Genomic DNA, 17,153 nt, shown 5'->3' with positions numbered 1-17,153 from the left:
GGGATTACTTCTAGCACTTCTTTTCGCGGCAGTCAACCATAGGAACTCATCGACTCCCCTTCACCCACCATTCCTGGTCCCCGTTGAACCACCAGAGGCTGGAATCGGTTTCCCAGATGCTTTCCGCCAGTTTCCTTGCGGTATCGGTCTTCAGGCGTCTGACGGAAAAAGGATACCACTCATCGGCGTAGCGGTTGCCGAGATCCTTGTATTCCTTCAGGGCCAGAATCATCTCCAACTGGTCGGCGTCGTGGGCCAGCTGCGATTCCAGGCTCTGCTGGGCGGAAAATTCCTCGATGGTTTCCCGGTATTCGTCGCCGAAAGGGAGGGTCTCGGCCAAATCTTCAACCACCCTGTTGTCGTCGACGGCAACATATTTTTTGTTGACGTAATTGAGATCGCCGGTACGGGCTTCGGGAATATCGTGAAACAGGCAGAGGCGAAGAACCCGTCCGACATCGGCTGTCCCATCCAGGCGGGCCAGGGTGTAGCCGATGATCGCCGTGCGGAAGGAGTGTTCGGCCACCGATTCCGCCCCCGACCCGAGAAACTGAAAACCGGTCCGGGGCGTCCGTTTCAGCATGCCGACCTCGAAAAAGAAATTCGCCAGATTCTTCATGTTGCTTTCAACTCCATTTCGTTGTCGCTGCCGCTTCACTGAAAACGATTTCCACCATAGCGACATTGACAGGCAAACACTGTTTGTCTATCCTTTGCGCTCCTGTTGAAGAAAAATCGATTCAGATTATATTTATTTGCGGACACATTTCAGGTTGTTTCCACCAGTGCCCCGATCGTCCGCCCTTCCCTTTGGAGTGGAAAATGACTACGAAACGCATCGAAAAAGATTCCATGGGCGAAATGGCCGTGCCGGCCGAAGCTCTGTACGGGGCGCAGACCGCCCGGGCCCTGCAGAACTTCCCCATATCCGGCCTGCGTTTTTCCCGTCCTTTTCTGTATGCCCTTGGCCTGATCAAGCAGCAGTCGGCACTGGTCAACCGCGAACTGGGCCTGCTCGATGAAAAAAGGGCCGCCGCCATTGCCGAGGCGGCCGGCGAAGTCGCGAAAGGCGCCATCGACAGTCATTTCGTGCTGGACATCTTTCAGACCGGGTCGGGCACCAGCAGCAACATGAACGCCAATGAGGTCATCGCCAACCGGGCCTCCCAGCTCCTGGGAGAAGGCATCGGCTCCGGCGCCGTCCACCCCAACGATCACGTCAACCTGGGGCAGTCGAGCAATGACGTGATCCCCGCGGCGATACACATCGCCGGGGTCCGCGAGGTCCGCCATACTTTGATTCCGGCCCTGTTCAACCTGCTCGAGGCTTTCGGCGAAAAGGCCGGTGAGTTCGATGACATCGTCAAGATCGGCCGCACCCATCTACAGGATGCCACTCCGGTCCGTCTCGGCCAGGTCTTTTCCGGCTATTCGCGCCAGATCGCCCTGGCGATCCGCTGCATCGAGGAAGCGGAGAAAGGGCTGCTGGAACTGCCGTTGGGCGGCACCGCCGTCGGCACTGGCTTGAACACCCATCCGGAATTTTCCAAACGGGTCATAAACGCCATTGCCGAAGCGACCGGAGCCGATTTCCACGAAGCGACCAACCATTTCGAGGCACAGGCCGCCAAGGATGCGGTGGTCGGCATGAGCGGCGCCCTGAAACGGGCCGCCTGCGCGCTGTTCAAAATCGCCAACGACATCCGCTTTCTCGGCAGCGGCCCGCGCTGCGGCCTGGGCGAACTGATTCTGCCGCCCGTCCAGCCGGGCAGTTCGATCATGCCGGGCAAGGTCAACCCGGTCATGGCCGAAAGCCTGATGCAGGTCTGCGCCCAGGTGATCGGCAACGACGCCGCAATTACCGTAGGCGGCCTGTCGGGGAACTTCGAGCTCAACGTGATGATGCCGGTCATGGCCCACAACCTGCTCACATCCATCACCTTCCTCGCCGGCGCCGTCACCCAGTTCACCAACCGCTGCGTTGCAGGACTCAAAGCCGACCGGGAGCGCTGCGAATCGCTGGTGGAGGAAAGCCTGGCCATGTGCACGGCCCTGGCCCCGGTCATCGGCTACGACCGGGCCGCGCACATCGCCAAGGAGGCCTACACCTCCGGCCGGACCGTACGCCAGGTGGCCCTGGAACAAAAGGTGCTGCCGGAAGAGGAACTGAACCGCCTGCTCGACCCCCGCCCCATGACGGAGCCGGGGGTTCCGGGCAAAACGAGGTAGGGCAGGTTTCAAGGTCCAAGGTCCAAGGTCCAAGGTCCAAGGTCCAAAAAGATTTTGACTTCCTTCCCCTGTGACGCAGCCGGAGCGGAGTGGACGGCGGGCGAAAAAGGCGGAAAAACTGTTTGAGGGAGCGCAGCGAGCGAGTTTTTTTCCGCCCGCCCGACGTCTGCTCCGCGCAGGGAACCCGCCGCAGGCGGGCAAGGAGCCGGGGCGCGCTTTTTTGCCTACTTTTTTACCGCGCAGTAAAAAAGTAGGTCGTCGCGCGGGGGCGAAACCCCGCGGTCTTGCGGTCTTACTCAGAGAAACCCACAATCCCGCGAGTTACCCTTGCAGCACCTGCAGAATCCCCTCCCCCAACTCCCGCCGCTGCCAATCCTTCATCCCGGAAACCTTCTCCAGATCCGACAGTCCACGCGGCTGAGTGCGAGCGATCTCTTCGAGCAGATTATTATTGATCAGTACCCCAGGGTCGATCTCGAGCTCCGCCGCCTTTTCGGTCCGCCATTTCTTCAGCAGCGCCACCCTCTCCTCCGCTTCCGGATCCCGCACCCGCGGCTCACCCCGGGGGTAGACCGGAAGCCGCTCCGCCGGCAGACTTTTGCCTGTCTCGATCGCCTGAAGAAAAGCCGGGCCGTAGCGTGCGGAGAGTTTGGGCGGCAGCCCTTCGATGCCGACCAGGGCTTTCAGGGTCACCGGCATAATTCGGGCCAGTTCCAGCAAGGCGGCATTGCCCACGACCTTGAAAGGCGGACAGTCCCGCCGTCTGGCCTCCCCATCCCGCCACTGAAGAAGAGTTTCCAGCACGCCCAACTGGCGCCGATCCAGGGTCCCCGCCTTCTTGAAACGGAGAAAGAGGGGACCCTCCTGCTCACTGTGCCGCACCTGCTCCAACAGAGCAAATTCCTCCCGGGCCCAATCGAGGCGCCCCTTTTCCACCAGTTTATCTTCCAGGATACGGGCCAGGGTATGCAGATGCCGGGTGTCTTCCGCAGCGTACAGGATCATCCCCTCTTCCAGAGGCCTTTGGGACCAGTCGGCCCGCTGATAGCGCTTGTCGAGTTCCACGCCCAGGTATTTCCGCAGCATGTCGGCCAGACCGATCTTTTCTTCCCCCAGCAGTTGGGACGCGATCATGGTATCGAAAAGGCCGCGGATCTCCAGCCGGAAATCCCGGTAGAGGCAGCGGATGTCGTAATCGGCGGCGTGGAAGATCTTGCGGATGGAGGGGTCGGATAGCGCCGGGGCGAAAGGGGAAAGGTCCGAGGCTTTCAGGGGATCGACCAGCACGGTTTCAGCAGGGGTGGAAAACTGCAGCAGACAGACCTTGTCCTGATAGGAATGCAGTGAATCCGCCTCGAGATCCACGGCGATAACGATTTCCTGCTGCAATCGCTCTGCGAACCGGGCAACGGCGGTGTTATCGACCAGAATTGGAGGTAAAGACATTGTTTCTCCAGGTAAAAAATAAAAAATCTTTGGCTTTGCACCTGTACCAGTAAGGGCCGATCGTTGTCGTTGTCGTAATCGTAGTCGCCAAAGTTATCGATTCTGATTACGACAACGACAACCGTTCCGCTACCGCTTCACTGACAACGAAAAGATTTTCTCGAGAACGGGTAAAACTTTCTTATGAGCGCCGTGCAGTGGCAATTTTTCCAATTCCGCTGCCGACAGCCATTCCTCTTCATGCCTTTCAGTCACCCGTTCACACTCCACCCTTGCCCGGAACAGTTCCACTTCAACCCTGAAATGACTGTAGGCGTGACGAATGGTTCCCGCAGCCTCCAGGCACCCGCGCAGATCGAAACTTGCCAGCAATTTCTCCGCAATTGTATGGGGTGGGGAATCGGCAGGAACATCCCGGCTCGGAAACTCCCAGAGTCCGCCGAGCATGCCGTTCAACGGACGTTGCCTGACCAGGAAACGTCCGTTCATCTCCAGCACCAGAGCCGCCTGCCGCACCAGGGGCACGGTCTTTTTCGTCTGCTTCGCCGGCAGCTGCTCCACCAGGTCGAGGGCATGCGCCCGGCACAGTTTCGCCAGCGGGCAGGCCGTGCAGTCGGGACTTCGCGGAGTGCACACGGTGGCCCCGAGATCCATGATCGCCTGGGCGTAATCGTGCGGACGGTCCTCCGGCGTCAGTTCCTCGGCCCGCTGCCAGAGCCGCTTTTCCACGGCGGGACTGCGCGGCGGTTCGGTGATGGCGTCCAGGCGGATCAGCACTCTGCGGACATTTCCGTCCAGAATCGGCGCCTTGCGGTCGAAGGCAATGGACAGGATCGCGCCGGCAGTGGAACGGCCGATGCCCGGCAGCTCCATCAGCCTTTCCAGGTCATCGGGGAAAAAGCCGCTGAACTTATCCACAACAGCCCGGGCGGCGGCGTGCAGATTGCGGGCACGGGAATAGTAGCCAAGACCGGCCCAGAGAGCGATCACCTCGTCGATGGACGCTTGCGCCAACTCCCCGACAGAGGGAAATCGGTCAAGGAAGCGTTGGTAATAGGGAATGACCGCTGCAACGGTCGTCTGCTGCAACATGATCTCCGACAGCCAGATCCGGTAGGGATCGCGGGTGTTGCGCCAGGGGAGATCCCTGCCCTCCCGGCCGTACCAGGCCAGCAGAAGGTCGGATATTGGCCCCGCTTCGCTCACCCGATCTCCTGCAGAGCCGCCAGGGTCTTCTCCATCTCCTCAGGGGTGCCGATGGAGATTCGCAGGCCGTGGTTCAGGAGCGGATCCCCGAAATGCCTTACCAGGATGTGGCGTTCGAAGAGAGCATCATAAACCCGTTTGCCGTTGCGATCGGGCGGCGTGGCGAAAACGAAGTTGCCGCAGGAGGGGATGACCTCGTAATCCAGCACCCGCAGCTCGGTGCTGAACCACTCCCGGGTTTCCCGGATTCTTCGAATGCACTCCTGAAAATACTCCTGGTCGTGCAGAGCTGCCGCTGCCGCCGCCTGGGCCAGACGATCCAGGTTGTAATGGTCGCGGATCTTGTTGAGGGCGGCGATAATGGGCGGCCGGGCGATGGCAAGGCCCAACCGCATCCCGGCCAGTGAATAACTTTTGGACAGGGTGCGGGTGACCGCAACGTTTTCGCAGCGGCGAACCAGCTCCAGGGAGTTGTCATCGGAAAAATCGACGTAGGCTTCGTCCACCACCAGCAGGCCCCTGACCCGCCCGGCCAGTTCTTCGATAAAGGACTGGGGAAAGCAGAACCCCAAAGGCGCGTTGGGATTGGTCAGGAAGAACAGCCTTCCTTCATATCTCTCCGGAAAATCCTGCAGAGTCCAGCCTTTGCCGAGGCCGAAGGTTTTCACTTTCGCCCCCTGCACCGCCGCCAAGGTACCGTAATAGGAATAGGACGGGTGAACGTAGGCAATCTCATCCCCCTCCGCGGCGCAGGCCCGGATCAGGTTGTTCAGCACCTCGTCCGATCCGTTGGCCATGATGACCCAGTCCGGGGCGAAGCCGTAGAGCCGGGCAGCCTCATCCCGCGCCGCCCCGCTGGCGGCATCAGGGTACTTTCGAAGATCCCCGCCGACCTCGGCCAGAATCGCCTCGATCACCTTCGGCGACGGAGGATAGGGGTTTTCGTTGGTGTTGAGCTTGATCCAGGCCTTTTCGTCCCGGGGCTGAAACCCGGGAACATACCCGGCCATCGCGGCAATGTTTTTACGCAGAAAAGGCATGCGGCCTCCGATTGAATTGAATGACATTTGCAGAGAAACAGTATAGGAAATCGCGGCAGGGTGCAAGGGGGGAGAGCCGGGTCCAAGGTCCAAGGTCCAAGGTCCAAGGTCCAAGGTCCAAGGTCCAAGGTCCAAGGTCCAAGGTCCAAGGTCCAAAAAGATTTTGACTCTCTTTCCCCTGTGACGCAGCCGGAGAGGAGTGGACGGCGGGCGAAAAAGGCGGAAAAACTGTTTGAGGGAGCAAAGCGACCGAGTTTTTTTCCGCCCGCCCGACGTCTGCTCCGCGGAGGGGACCCGCCGCAGGCGGGCAAGGAGCCGGGGCGCGCTTTTTTGCCTACTTTTTTACCGCGCAGTAAAAAAGTAGGTCGTCGCGCGGGGGCGAAACCCCGCGGTTTAAGGTTAGACCTTAAGTCCGCTAATACTCCTCCAAAACCCGATACCCCGTATCCCGCCGCGCCGGCACAAATCCAGCCCCCCGAATCAGACGGACAATCTCCCCCCGGGACAGCCGAAAAGTAGCCCCCGCAGCAGCCACGACATTCTCCTCCAGCATGGTGCCGCCCATGTCATTAGCGCCGAAAAACAGCGCGGTCTGGGCCACCGCCGCCCCCTGGGTGACCCAGCTGGCCTGCAGATGGGGAATGTTGTCCAGCACCAGCCGGGAAACCGCCACCACCTTGAGGTACTCCACCGCCGTTGCCCCACCGCCCCCCAGTTCGGTGTTGCCCGGCTGAAAGGTCCAGGGGATGAAAGCGGTAAAGCCCCCGTCGGATGGCTGCAGGTCCCGCAGACGGAACAGATGCTCGACGATATCCTCAGTCCCCTCGCCGAAACCGAAAACCATGGTTGCCGTGGTCGGCAGCCCCTGCCGATGGGCCTCGGCCATCACTTCCGCCCATTGTCGCCAGCCGATCTTTTCAGGAGAGATGCGCCGGCGGACCTCGTCGACCAGCAGCTCCGCACCCCCGCCCGGCAGGGAACCCAATCCCGCTAGGCGCAGGCGCCGCAGGCATTCCGCTACCTCCAACCCGGAATTCTGGGCGATATGAACAATCTCGGCCGGAGAGAGGGAGTGTATCCTGATGTCCGGGAACCACTCGCGGATGCCGCGAAACAGCTCTTCGAACCAGTCGACGGTGAGGTCTGGATGGAGTCCCCCCTGCATGAGCAGCTGCGTCCCGCCCTGGTCGGCCAGCTCTCCGACTTTGGCCAGGATCTCATCGTGGGAGAGCAGATAACCCTCGGTAGAGCCGGGAGATCGGTAAAAAGCGCAGAACCGGCAGCCGGAAAGGCAGATGTTGGTGTAGTTGACGTTGCGGTCGACGACAAAGGTCACCCGTCCCTGGGGGTGCAGACGTCGCCGCACATTGTCGGCGAGACGACCGACCGCCAACAGGTCGCCCTCCTCCAGGAGCCAAAGGGCTTCTTCCCGCTCCAGTCGTTTTCCGCCACTTATCTTTTCGGCAATCGACAGCAGCATCCGTCAATTCACCCCGATTTCAACATAGAGGCTGTCCCGCTCCACGGGCTGCCGCCCAGCCCGGCGGATCAGGTTCATCAGCTCCTCCCCGCTCAGCGCCTGGGGCGACTCGGCTCCCGCCGCATGGCCGATCCGTTCCTCCACCACCGTTCCATCCAGATCATTAACGCCGAAGGCCAGTGAGACCTGCGCCAACTTGACGCCGAGCATGACCCAGTAAGCCTTGACATGACGGAATTTGTCGAGATAGAGGCGGCTGACGGCCAGGGTTTTGAGAATCTCCACCCCGGTCGGCCCCTTCACACCCGGCAGGCCGGCGTTGTCGTCCTGGAAAGGCAGGGGGATGAAAGCCATGAAACCGCCGGTTTCGTCCTGAAGCTGACGCAGGCGGCGCAGATGGTCGATGCGGTCCTCCCAGGATTCCAGGTGGCCGAAGAGCATGGTGGCGTTGGATCGCAGGCCGGACCGGTGGACCTCAGCCATGACCTCCAGCCAGCGTTCGCCGGATATCTTTTCGGGACAGATCTTTGCCCTCACCCCTTCAGCGAAAATTTCAGCACCGCCGCCGGGCAGGGAGTCGAGCCCTGCGTCCCGAAGATTTTGCAGCAGCGCTGGCAGCGGCAGCCCGGAAAGGCGGTGCAGGTGATCGATCTCCACGGCGGTGAAAGCCTTGATATGCACCCCGGGCGCCCGGCGTCGCACCTCCCGCAGCAGATCCAGATAATAGGCAAGAGGTCTCTCCGGGTGCAGTCCTCCCACCATGTGTACTTCGGTCGCACCCGCCGCTGCAGCGACCGCCGCCCGCTCGCCGGCCTCCTCGGGGGACAGCAGAAAAGCCCCGCTCTCTTCCTCATCCCGCCGGAAAGCGCAGAAGGCGCAGCGATTGACGCAGATGTTGCCGTAATTGATGTGCCGGTTGCGGTTGAAATAGACCCGGTCCCCGTTCTGCCGCCGGTTGGCCAAAGCCGACAGTTCGCCCAGCGCCAGCAGGTCATCGCACCGGGCCAAGGCCAGCGCGTCGTCTTCGCTCAGACGTTGGTTGTTCTCGATCTTTTTTTTAAAATATGCCAGGAAACTTTCCATTGAAATCCGCTATGAGGAAAGAAGCTGCTCCGCGGTCGCGGAGTGGCCAGGTATGGTCAACACCGCGGGGTTGCGCCCCAAGGGAATTAAGGTCAAAAACAAAAGCAATAAATTCACCGATCATCCCACCGCCGATAGAGCTGATGGTCAATCCCCAGATTGTCCAACACCTTCCCCACCACAAAATCGACCAGGTCTTCCATTTTCTGCGGCCGGTGATAAAAAGCCGGCATGGCCGGAACGATCCGCGCCCCCGCCCGGGACAGGCGGAGCAGGTTTTCCAGATGGATCTGGTTGAAGGGGGTTTCCCGCGGCACCAGCAGCAACGGCCGATTCTCTTTCAGTGCAACGTCGGCCACCCTTTCGATCAGGTTGCCGCTCATGCCTCCGGCGATGCGGGCCGCGGTGCCCATGGAGCAGGGGGCGACGATGGCCGCGTCGGCAGCCGAGGACCCGCTGGACACCGGCGCGAGCAGGTCCCGTTCGTCGTAATGCTCAAGGGACCGGCTGCCGTCGAAATAGTCCCGCATCAACTGGCGCCGCTGGGATGTGGTGCCCTCCCACTCCAGGCCGGTCTCGTAGCGGAGCACATCCAGACCGCTGGAGGTCAGCAAAAGGACTACCTGGCGGCCGGCGCGCAGCAGTTCCTCGACGATCCGCAGTCCGTATACGGCTCCGGAGGCTCCCGTGATGGCGACGACAATCTTTTCCATGTTCATTCCTTGAATCAACGTCCGACCAGAACATCCAGCAGTGAAAAAGTGAAAAAACAGAGGCTGATATAGCCGTTCATGGCGAAAAAGGCGGTATCGAGCCTGCTCAGATCATCCGCCCTGATCAGGCGATGCTCATACAAGAGCAGGCCCCCGACCACTCCGACTCCGGCCAGATAAACGATCCCGAAGGGAGAAATGAAACCGAGCAGCAGCAGCAGCAGAACCATCGCCAGGTGCAGCAGTCTGGCCATCACAAGGGCATTCGCCGCGCCGAAGCGGGCCGGGATGGAATAGAGACCGTAGCTTCGGTCGAAGTCCTCGTCCTGCAGGGCATAGAGAATATCGAAACCGGCCACCCAGACAAGAACAGCCGTTCCGAGCACCAGCGGCGGCCAGTCGAGATTGCCGCGCAGGGCGATCCAGGCTCCCACGGGAGCGGCTGCCAGACAGAGCCCGAGAATCAGATGGGAACCGGCGGTGAAGCGCTTGCAGAAGGGGTAGAGTATGAACAGTCCGATCAGGATCGGGGAGAGAAAGAAACAGAGAGGATTCAGTTGCCAGGCGGCCAGCATCAGCAGGGAGAAGGACAGAACCACCAGCAGCCAGGCCTCGGGGGCTGTCACCTGACCGGAAGGCAGATGGCGGTTGGCAGTGCGGGGATTGTCGCGATCGATCTGGATATCGATCAACCGGTTGATGGCCATTGCCCCCGAACGGGCCCCGACCAGCGCCGCGCAGATCCACCCCAGCCGACCCCAGGATGGCCAGGCGCCCTCCTCCAGCACGACCAGCAAAACGCCGGTAAGGGCAAAGGGAAAAGCGAAAACGGTGTGGGAAAATTTGATCATCTCCAGCACCGTTCGGGTCTTGCGATATAAAGCGTTTTGCATCAAGCGCTCAACTTCCTCCCTGGTCGACAAAAATCAACAAATGAAAAGAAATACCCTTTCGTTGTCGTTGTCGAAATCGTTGTCGTCATCGGATTTCCCTTTAAGATCGATTTTGACGACAACGACAACCGTTCCGCTAACGCTTCACTGACAACGCAAGCAACCTTCAACCTACCACCAGTAAGGGTACCGGTGCCAGTAGGGATAGCGCCAGTAGAAGGGATCATAGTAGTAGGGATAGTAGGGATAATAGTAATCCCGATAGGTTCTTTCGGGCACGAGAACCAGTTCCTCGATCTCGAAGACCGGGTAGGTGTAATTCGCTTTCTGCAGGGGTTTCACCTCGGTCCCGGTCAGGGTACCGGTCATGGTGACCAATCGGCCCGATTCATAGACACTCGGATCGAGCAGGCGGCTGGTTTTGGCCAGAAAACGCCCCATCGGTTCATCCGGATTTTCAGGGTTGTCCTGATCGTCCAAGGTATATTTCAGGATTTCGAGAGTCGTTCCTTCATTACTCACGTTATTCTCGAGAATCATGCCGCCCAGAATAAGGGTTTTGCCTACATGCCGGTCCGGATTGGCCTTGATCTGTGGATAATCGACTGCATAGTTGACCCGGGAGAGGGCATCTTCGGACAGAACTGAACCGCATCCCGCAAGAAGCGCCGCCATAATCAACAGACCGAAAAAAGTAAGGAGGTTTTTCATGTCTGACTCCTGTGGTTGCCGGGTGTGCTTTGCAAAAAAGGGAACATCCCCTTTCAAAAGATTCGATACGGATAGTGATACCCGTAGGGATAATGGGGCGGCCGCGGCCAGGACACAATATCCTTGATTTCGAACTGCATCGGCCGATAAATCTTATCGTCATTCTGCTCGGTCGCCAGTCCCCGATAGGTGGCGATCAGGGTCGCCATATGACCTCTGCCAAAATCCTCGGGGGTCAGAACCCGGTCTGTCCTGGCCAAAAATTCCTCCCCATCTTCGATAACCCGCTCGGGCCGCCCTTGGCTATCCAGGGTATAAGGCTTTATCTTCAGAGTGGAGCCTTCCCGAGCCACGGCAAAATCGGTGACAAATCCTCCCAGAAGAACCGATTGCCCGACATGCTGGGAAGGGGCCCGAACGAACTCATGATACCCTTCGGGGATATCTATGGTGGAGAGGGCTTGATCCGTAAAAACATGGCGGCTGCAGCCGAAAGCCAGAGCAGCCATGGTCACAAGCACCAAGGTCGCTGGCAGATTTTTTATTCGGTTCATGGCTGGGCCCCTTTCCTGGCATGTTTCTATACCTGCCTTCAGTAATCGATCCCCGGTTGGGGTTCGATATCCTTGCGATAGGCATGTTTGATCTCCCGAACCTCGCTGACCGTATCCGCCAGTTCGATGACCCGAGGGTGGGCATCCCGTCCGGTGAGAATCAGGTGCATCAGGGGAGGCTTGTCCTGCAGAATCTCGAGAACCTGTTCGGGATCGACCAGTTTGAGCTTCAGAGCGTTGTTGATTTCGTCCAGGATCAGAATGTCAAAATTCCCCGACGCCATCTTCTCCTTCACCAGCCGTATCGCCTCCTGCGCATTGGCCCGGTGCTCCTCAAAAGGATAGGGGTTGCCCTGAATGCCGCAGAAGCCCTTGCCGGTCGAGATCAGCTCAACCTTATCGAGCTGTCTGACACCGTCCCATTCTCCGGCATACAGGTCACCCTTCATGAACTGCACAATACACGTCCTCAAACCGTGTCCGCAGGCACGGACGGCCATTCCGAGTGCCGAAGTGGTTTTTCCCTTGCCGTTTCCGGTGATGACCACGATCAGACCCCGGGGCTTTTCGGGATGCAGCCGGTCGACTCTGATCGGCTTTGAAGCCTCTGTCACCTGCGCCTTTTTTGCCATAGTGTCTGAATTCCTGTTGGTTCCATTAAATTATAAACCATTTGCCGGAACAAATCTCAAGTGGGCCCGGAGACCCTCTATACCGCCTCGCAATGGTCAGGCCGGATCGATTCCGTATTCCCGCCACCTTTGAGCAAGCAGGTCCAGCATCGATCTTCCGGAAACGACGGGACGGTCTCCCAAGCCGGTGGCGTCGATGGCCAAACGGCCCTGGTCAACAAGTATTCCCTTTTCCGCACTGAACCTGTTAACCGCTTTCCAGAAACAGGTTTTGAAATCCTGCACGTCGGTTTCGGCATCGAAGACGACCAGCAGCTTGGATTTTTCCAGTGGTCCTTTGGCCCAGAGCCTGTGAACCAGTTCGGAAAACCCCGCAGGGGTCTGCCTGTTTGATGAGAGCAGGGTTGCGCCATGGAATATGGTATCGCAGGGCTGATTGATATCGACGATATCCGGAAAATCGTACTGCAGCAGGGCCAGGGTGAGTTTTTCGCCGAGTTTGGCCAGGTAACCGCTTTCCATTGGCGGCGGTCCGGTGACAATGGCGGGATACAACGGATTTTGCCGATGACTGAGAGACGTGATCCGCAGAACCGGAGCCGGCTTCGCATGATCGTAAATTCCGGTGTGGTTGCCGAAGCCCCCTTCAAGAGAGGTCTCTCCGGGGTAGATCACCCCCTCGATGACGAACTCGGCCCTGGCCGGAACCTCCAGATCATTGGTCAGGCAGGTGACCGTTTCCAGGGACCGGCCACGCAGGAACCCGGCCAGGGAGAGCTCCTCGACCCCTTCAGGCAGGGAAACCCCGGCCGCAAAAATGGCGGCGGGATCCCCGCCCAGGACGATGGAGACCGGCATCGGTTTTTCCAGCAGCTGCCATGCAGCATAGTGACGGGCTCCTCCCGATCCGGGCAGCCAGTGCAGGATCGCGCTCCGGCTGTCCAGAATCCGCACCCGGTACATGCCGCAGTTGCTCTGGCCGGTTTTCGGATCGCTGGTAAAAACCAGCGGCTGGGTCAGAAATCGGCCGCCATCACCGGGCCAGGATTTCAGTGCCGGCAACCGGCCCAGATCGGGATCGGAGAGCACCACCTCCTGGCAGGCCCCTGCGGCCATTCGCCGCGGCTGCCACTGCTCTTCGGCCATTGACCAGAAAAGCCAGTCGCTGGCCAGGCCTCCGTCGAACTTTTTCAATTCATCCGCAAAGCGTGATCTCAGCTCTTCCGGCTCTTCCAGACCGACGGCCCAGGCGGCCCGCTTCAGGGATCCGAAAAGATTGGTCGCCACAGGAATGTCATGGCCCTGCACATTTTCGAAAAGCAGGGCCGGTCGCGGGCCCACAGTTTTGCAGACCCGATCGGTCACGGCTGCAATCTCCTCGACCGGATCAACTTCCACGGCTATACGCCGCAACTCGCCCCGTTCCTCGAGAAGTTTCAAGAAGTCCCGCAAATCCGTTACGCTTTGAGGAGTCATATCAATACCGCCTGTCCTGTAGGTTGCAGTTCACAGCAATCAAGCCATGGGACCGATAAGCCACAATAGGTCCCATAGGTCACGTGTTTTCCTCTAATCCCCATCCACCGCCGCCCGGGGTTTCGATGATCAGCCGGTCGCCCGGGCGGCCTTCCATTGTGATCTTGCCTGGCAGCTCCCGGCATTCGCCGGCTCTGATCAGGGCGTTGCGCCCCGGCCTGCCAGGCCGACCTCCTGCAAGGCCGAAGGGGGGCCGCAGGCGGCGCTCGCTGATCAGGGTGATGCGTGCCTCTGCGCAGAGTTCGATCTCGCGGATCACCCCGTCGCCGCCGCCATGGCGCCCCATGCCGCCGGAACCCTCCCGCAGGGCATACCGCCGGACCCTCATGGGATATGCATGCTCCAGGGCCTCCACCGGCGTATTGAGGGTGTTGGTCATGTGGGTCTGAATGCCGCTCGCCCCATTCCCGGCCGGCCCTCCCCCGGCTCCGCCGGCAATTGTCTCGTAATAAGCGAACAGCCGGTTGTGGCGGGGATCGTTGCCGCCGATGGTGAGATTGTTCATACTGCCGCAGCTGGCGGCGGGAATTCTGTCCGGGAGGGCCTGCGCCAGGGCGCCGAGCAGCACATCGACGATCCGTTGCGAGGTCTCGACGTTGCCCCCCGCCACTGCCGCAGGAAAAGTGCAGTCAACCACCGTTCCCGGTCGGGTTTTCAGCGAAATGGGGCGCATGGCCCCGGCGCTGCCCGGCATCTCCTCGGGAGCCAGCAGGCGGAAGACATAGAAGACGGCCGACAGGGTAATGGCCCGCACGGCGTTGAGACAGCCCTTCACCTGAAGAGCGCTACCGGAAAAATCGACGACGGCCGAGGAACCGCAAATTGTCAGCTCGCATCGAATCGGCACCGGCTCCGACCCGGCACCATCGTCATCGAGAACGTCCTGGTAACGATAGCGGCCGTCGGGAATGGCAGCGATCACCTCGCGCATCATTTTTTCGCCGTACAGGAGCAGGGCATCGCTATAGCGGCAGGTTGCGGCCAGGCCATACCCCTCCACGATTTCCCGCAAGCGCCGCTCGCCGACCCGATTGGCGGCTATCTGGGCATTGAGATCCCCTTCCCGTTCCACCGGAGTGCGGACGTTGGCCAGAACCAGCGCCAAAAGTTCACGGTCAATCTGCCCCCGACGCACGATCTTGACCGGCGGCACGCGAACCCCTTCCTGAAAAATTTCCGAGGAAAGGGGCAGCGAACCCGCGCTCATGCCGCCGACATCGGCATGATGGGCGCGATTGGCCAGAAAGAAAGCCGGGTTGACGCCATCGAAAAAGACCGGCGTCACAAGGGTCATGTCCGGCAGGTGGGTACCGCCACGATAGGGATCGTTGAGCAGAATCATGTCCCCCGGCTCCAGGTCACCCCGCCGCACCGCCTCCGCTACGGACAAGGGCATGGAGCCGAGATGAACCGGTATGTGGGCCGCCTGGGCGATCATCTCGCCGTTGGCGTCAAACAGGGCACAGGAAAAATCCCGCCGCTCCTTGATATTGGGGGAAAAACCGGTACGCATCAGGACCGCGCCCATCTCCTCGGTGAGGGAGGTGAAGCGGTTCTTCATCACTTCCAGGCGGATGGGGTCGATAACTGTTGGATTCATTCCCCGCACCTTTCCAGCAGCAGGTTGCCCCGCTGATCCACCCGCACCTGCCAGCCGATGCCGATGAGATGGGTTGCGGTCTCTTCCACCACCAGCGCCGGTCCGGAAAACCTCGACCCGCAGGGGAGTTCGGCCCGTTCGTAAATCGGGCAGCGCCGCTCCTCGCCGTCGATCACCAGAGATTCGACGGCCGCCGGCCTCACCTCGCCGGCGGTGCAGAGACCCAGGGTCAGATCGGGCCGCGGGCCACGGCCGATGGCGCGCAGCCGCAGGGTTACAAGTTCCAGTTCCCGGTTTTCGTCGCGATATCCGTACAGCTGCTCATACCGGTCGTGAAAGGTGCGGTGAAACGCGGTCGAGAGTGGTACCGTCAACTCGAAGGACTGTCCCCGGTAGCGCATGTCGACGGACTGCTCCAGATGCAGAGCATCCCCCTCGATCCCCTCGGCGGCCATTTCGTCCGTCGCCTGTCGGATAAGTGGGAGATAGAGCTCCTCAAGCTCCCCCCGGCCGATGTCCCCCGGCCTCAGAATGGAGCGGGAGTAATCACGAATCGCATCGGATAGCACCAGGCCTACGGCCGAAAGCAGTCCGGGATGAGAGGGGATCAGAATGCGCCGCATTCCCAGCATTTCGGCCAGGGCGCAGGCATGCAGGCCCCCGGCGCCGCCGAAAGGCAACAGGGTGAAATCGCGGGGATCGTGACCCCTGGCCACGGACACCACCCGCAGAGCCCCGGCCATGGCCGCTTCGGCCACCTCGATGATCCCTTCGGCAAGCCGCCGGGGGACCAATCCTGCTTCCGCAGCCAGTTTTTCCAGGGCTGCCCGGCAGCTTTCCCCATCCAGAGGCATGCGTCCGCCAAGAAACCGGTCGGCCCTCAGGCGCCCGAGATAGAGGTTGGCATCGGTCACCGTCACTTCGCAACCTCTCCCATAGCACACCGGCCCCGGGTCGGCGCCCGCGCTTTCCGGCCCCACCCGCAGCGCTCCGCCGGCATCGATCCGGGCGATGGAACCGCCTCCGGCACCAACAGTGTGGATATCGATCATCGGCACTTTGACCGGCCAGCCGGCGATCACGGTCTCCGAGGTCAGGGGGATGTCACTGTCGCAGAGTCCGACATCGGTGCTGGTGCCGCCCATGTCGAAGGTGATGATGCGGTCGCAGCCGGCCGCCCGGGCCGTGGCGAAAGCCCCCACCATCCCTCCGGCCGGCCCGGACAGGATCGTGCGAACCGCCTCGCTCCCCGCAGTGCCGGCCATGATGGCGCCGCCGTTGCTCTGCATGATGCGTAAGGGTCTTTGCTCGAGACCGGCAAGCAGCTTGTCGAGATAACGGGACATGACCGGCGACACCGCGGCATTGACGGCCGTGGTCGAAGCCCGTTCGAATTCCCGGTACTCCGGCAGCACCTTGTGGGAAGCGGACACCTGGCATCCGGCCGTCTCCAGGGCTTGCTGCAGGCGCATTTCGTGGGCGCCGTTGGCATAGGCGTGCAGCAGACACAGGGCCACCGAGCGGCACCCTGTCTTTCGAATCTGCTCCACCACACGCGCCACTTCAGCTTCCTCCAGAGGGAGCTCCACGGTTCCGTCCGCCAGCACCCGCTCCTGAACCTCCACTACCCGTGCCGAAGGGACCAGAACCTGCCGGCGGCGGGGATGCAGGGCGTAAAGATCGGGCCGGTTCTGGCGCCCGATCTGGAGCAGATCTCGAAAACCCGCTGTGATCACCAGGGCCACCTCGGCGCCTTTGCCTTCGAGCAGGGCGTTGGTGGCCACCGTCGATCCATGAAAGACAAGTGCCCCTTTTTGCCCCAGCAGATGGAGAAGACCCTGCAGCACCGCCCGGGAGGGATCGTCAGGAGTGGACGGCAGCTTATGGGTGCGCACCGTTTCGCCGTCCACCAGAACCAGGTCGGTAAAGGTTCCGCCGGTATCGGCTCCGATGAGTCGCAGAGGTGGTTGCTGGGTCATTCTATAAGTCTTTCGGGGTTATCAGATATCCCCTCTCCCTGAGCGAGAGGG

The 17,153-nt window shown here is 60.6% G+C and carries 15 protein-coding genes; 1 reads left to right on the top strand and 14 read right to left on the bottom strand.

What is annotated here, in order from left to right; translation table 11 throughout:
• Positions 1-46 precede the first annotated feature (46 nt).
• Positions 47-619 (bottom strand): HD domain-containing protein, encoded by a 573-nt coding sequence (locus R2940_16205; GenBank protein MEZ4601335.1) that lies wholly within the window; start codon positions 617-619, stop codon positions 47-49.
• A gap of 203 nt (positions 620-822) precedes the next feature.
• On the opposite strand from R2940_16205, the gene R2940_16200 reads away from it, so the two are divergent.
• A complete protein-coding gene (locus R2940_16200) occupies positions 823-2,229 on the top strand; it encodes a class II fumarate hydratase (GenBank protein MEZ4601334.1) in 1,407 nt (468 codons plus the stop codon).
• 321 nt (positions 2,230-2,550) lie between these two features.
• Here the strand turns inward: R2940_16200 and R2940_16195 are convergent, their stop codons facing one another.
• The 13 genes from R2940_16195 to R2940_16135 all read right to left on the bottom strand — a co-directional run bounded on the left by R2940_16195 (position 2,551) and on the right by R2940_16135 (position 17,102).
• Positions 2,551-3,675 carry an HRDC domain-containing protein gene (locus R2940_16195; GenBank protein ID MEZ4601333.1) on the bottom strand — a complete coding sequence of 375 codons (1,125 nt, stop codon included), beginning with the start codon at positions 3,673-3,675 and terminating at the stop codon, positions 2,551-2,553.
• Positions 3,676-3,804: 129 nt separating this feature from the next.
• On the bottom strand, positions 3,805-4,881 hold the full coding sequence (gene mutY, locus R2940_16190; GenBank protein ID MEZ4601332.1) for an A/G-specific adenine glycosylase: 1,077 nt from the start codon (positions 4,879-4,881) through the stop codon (positions 3,805-3,807).
• Positions 4,878-5,921, bottom strand: a complete 1,044-nt coding sequence (gene hisC / locus R2940_16185) for a histidinol-phosphate transaminase (protein MEZ4601331.1) — start codon at positions 5,919-5,921, stop codon at positions 4,878-4,880. Before hisC ends, mutY begins: the two co-directional genes overlap by 4 nt.
• Before the next feature lie 415 nt (positions 5,922-6,336).
• Positions 6,337-7,401, bottom strand: coding sequence for a cyclic dehypoxanthinyl futalosine synthase (gene mqnC / locus R2940_16180; GenBank protein MEZ4601330.1), 1,065 nt, complete (start codon positions 7,399-7,401; stop codon positions 6,337-6,339).
• A 3-nt stretch (positions 7,402-7,404) separates the two neighbouring features.
• Positions 7,405-8,484 (bottom strand): aminofutalosine synthase MqnE, encoded by a 1,080-nt coding sequence (gene mqnE / locus R2940_16175; GenBank protein ID MEZ4601329.1) that lies wholly within the window; start codon positions 8,482-8,484, stop codon positions 7,405-7,407.
• 113 nt (positions 8,485-8,597) lie between these two features.
• On the bottom strand, positions 8,598-9,197 hold the full coding sequence (locus R2940_16170; protein ID MEZ4601328.1) for a flavin prenyltransferase UbiX: 600 nt from the start codon (positions 9,195-9,197) through the stop codon (positions 8,598-8,600).
• 14 nt (positions 9,198-9,211) lie between these two features.
• A complete protein-coding gene (locus R2940_16165) occupies positions 9,212-10,090 on the bottom strand; it encodes a UbiA-like polyprenyltransferase (GenBank protein MEZ4601327.1) in 879 nt (292 codons plus the stop codon).
• A gap of 171 nt (positions 10,091-10,261) precedes the next feature.
• Entirely contained in the window at positions 10,262-10,801 is a 540-nt protein-coding gene (locus R2940_16160; protein ID MEZ4601326.1) for a Slp family lipoprotein, read from the bottom strand.
• Between the two features lie 53 nt (positions 10,802-10,854).
• On the bottom strand, positions 10,855-11,355 hold the full coding sequence (locus tag R2940_16155; GenBank protein MEZ4601325.1) for a Slp family lipoprotein: 501 nt from the start codon (positions 11,353-11,355) through the stop codon (positions 10,855-10,857).
• A gap of 38 nt (positions 11,356-11,393) precedes the next feature.
• Entirely contained in the window at positions 11,394-11,987 is a 594-nt protein-coding gene (locus tag R2940_16150) for a cob(I)yrinic acid a,c-diamide adenosyltransferase (GenBank protein ID MEZ4601324.1), read from the bottom strand.
• 96 nt (positions 11,988-12,083) lie between these two features.
• On the bottom strand, positions 12,084-13,463 hold the full coding sequence (locus R2940_16145) for a UbiD family decarboxylase (GenBank protein MEZ4601323.1): 1,380 nt from the start codon (positions 13,461-13,463) through the stop codon (positions 12,084-12,086).
• A gap of 79 nt (positions 13,464-13,542) precedes the next feature.
• Entirely contained in the window at positions 13,543-15,123 is a 1,581-nt protein-coding gene (locus tag R2940_16140; protein MEZ4601322.1) for a hydantoinase B/oxoprolinase family protein, read from the bottom strand.
• Positions 15,120-17,102 (bottom strand): hydantoinase/oxoprolinase family protein, encoded by a 1,983-nt coding sequence (locus R2940_16135; protein MEZ4601321.1) that lies wholly within the window; start codon positions 17,100-17,102, stop codon positions 15,120-15,122. The genes R2940_16140 and R2940_16135 overlap by 4 nt, the downstream gene beginning before the upstream one ends.
• Positions 17,103-17,153: the final 51 nt, after the last annotated feature.

The organism is Syntrophotaleaceae bacterium, from assembly GCA_041390365.1.
GTDB lineage: Bacteria > Desulfobacterota > Desulfuromonadia > Desulfuromonadales > Syntrophotaleaceae > JAWKQB01.
The sequence above is the reverse complement of the archived record's forward strand: the minus strand, read 5'-3'. Positions and strand labels throughout refer to the sequence as shown.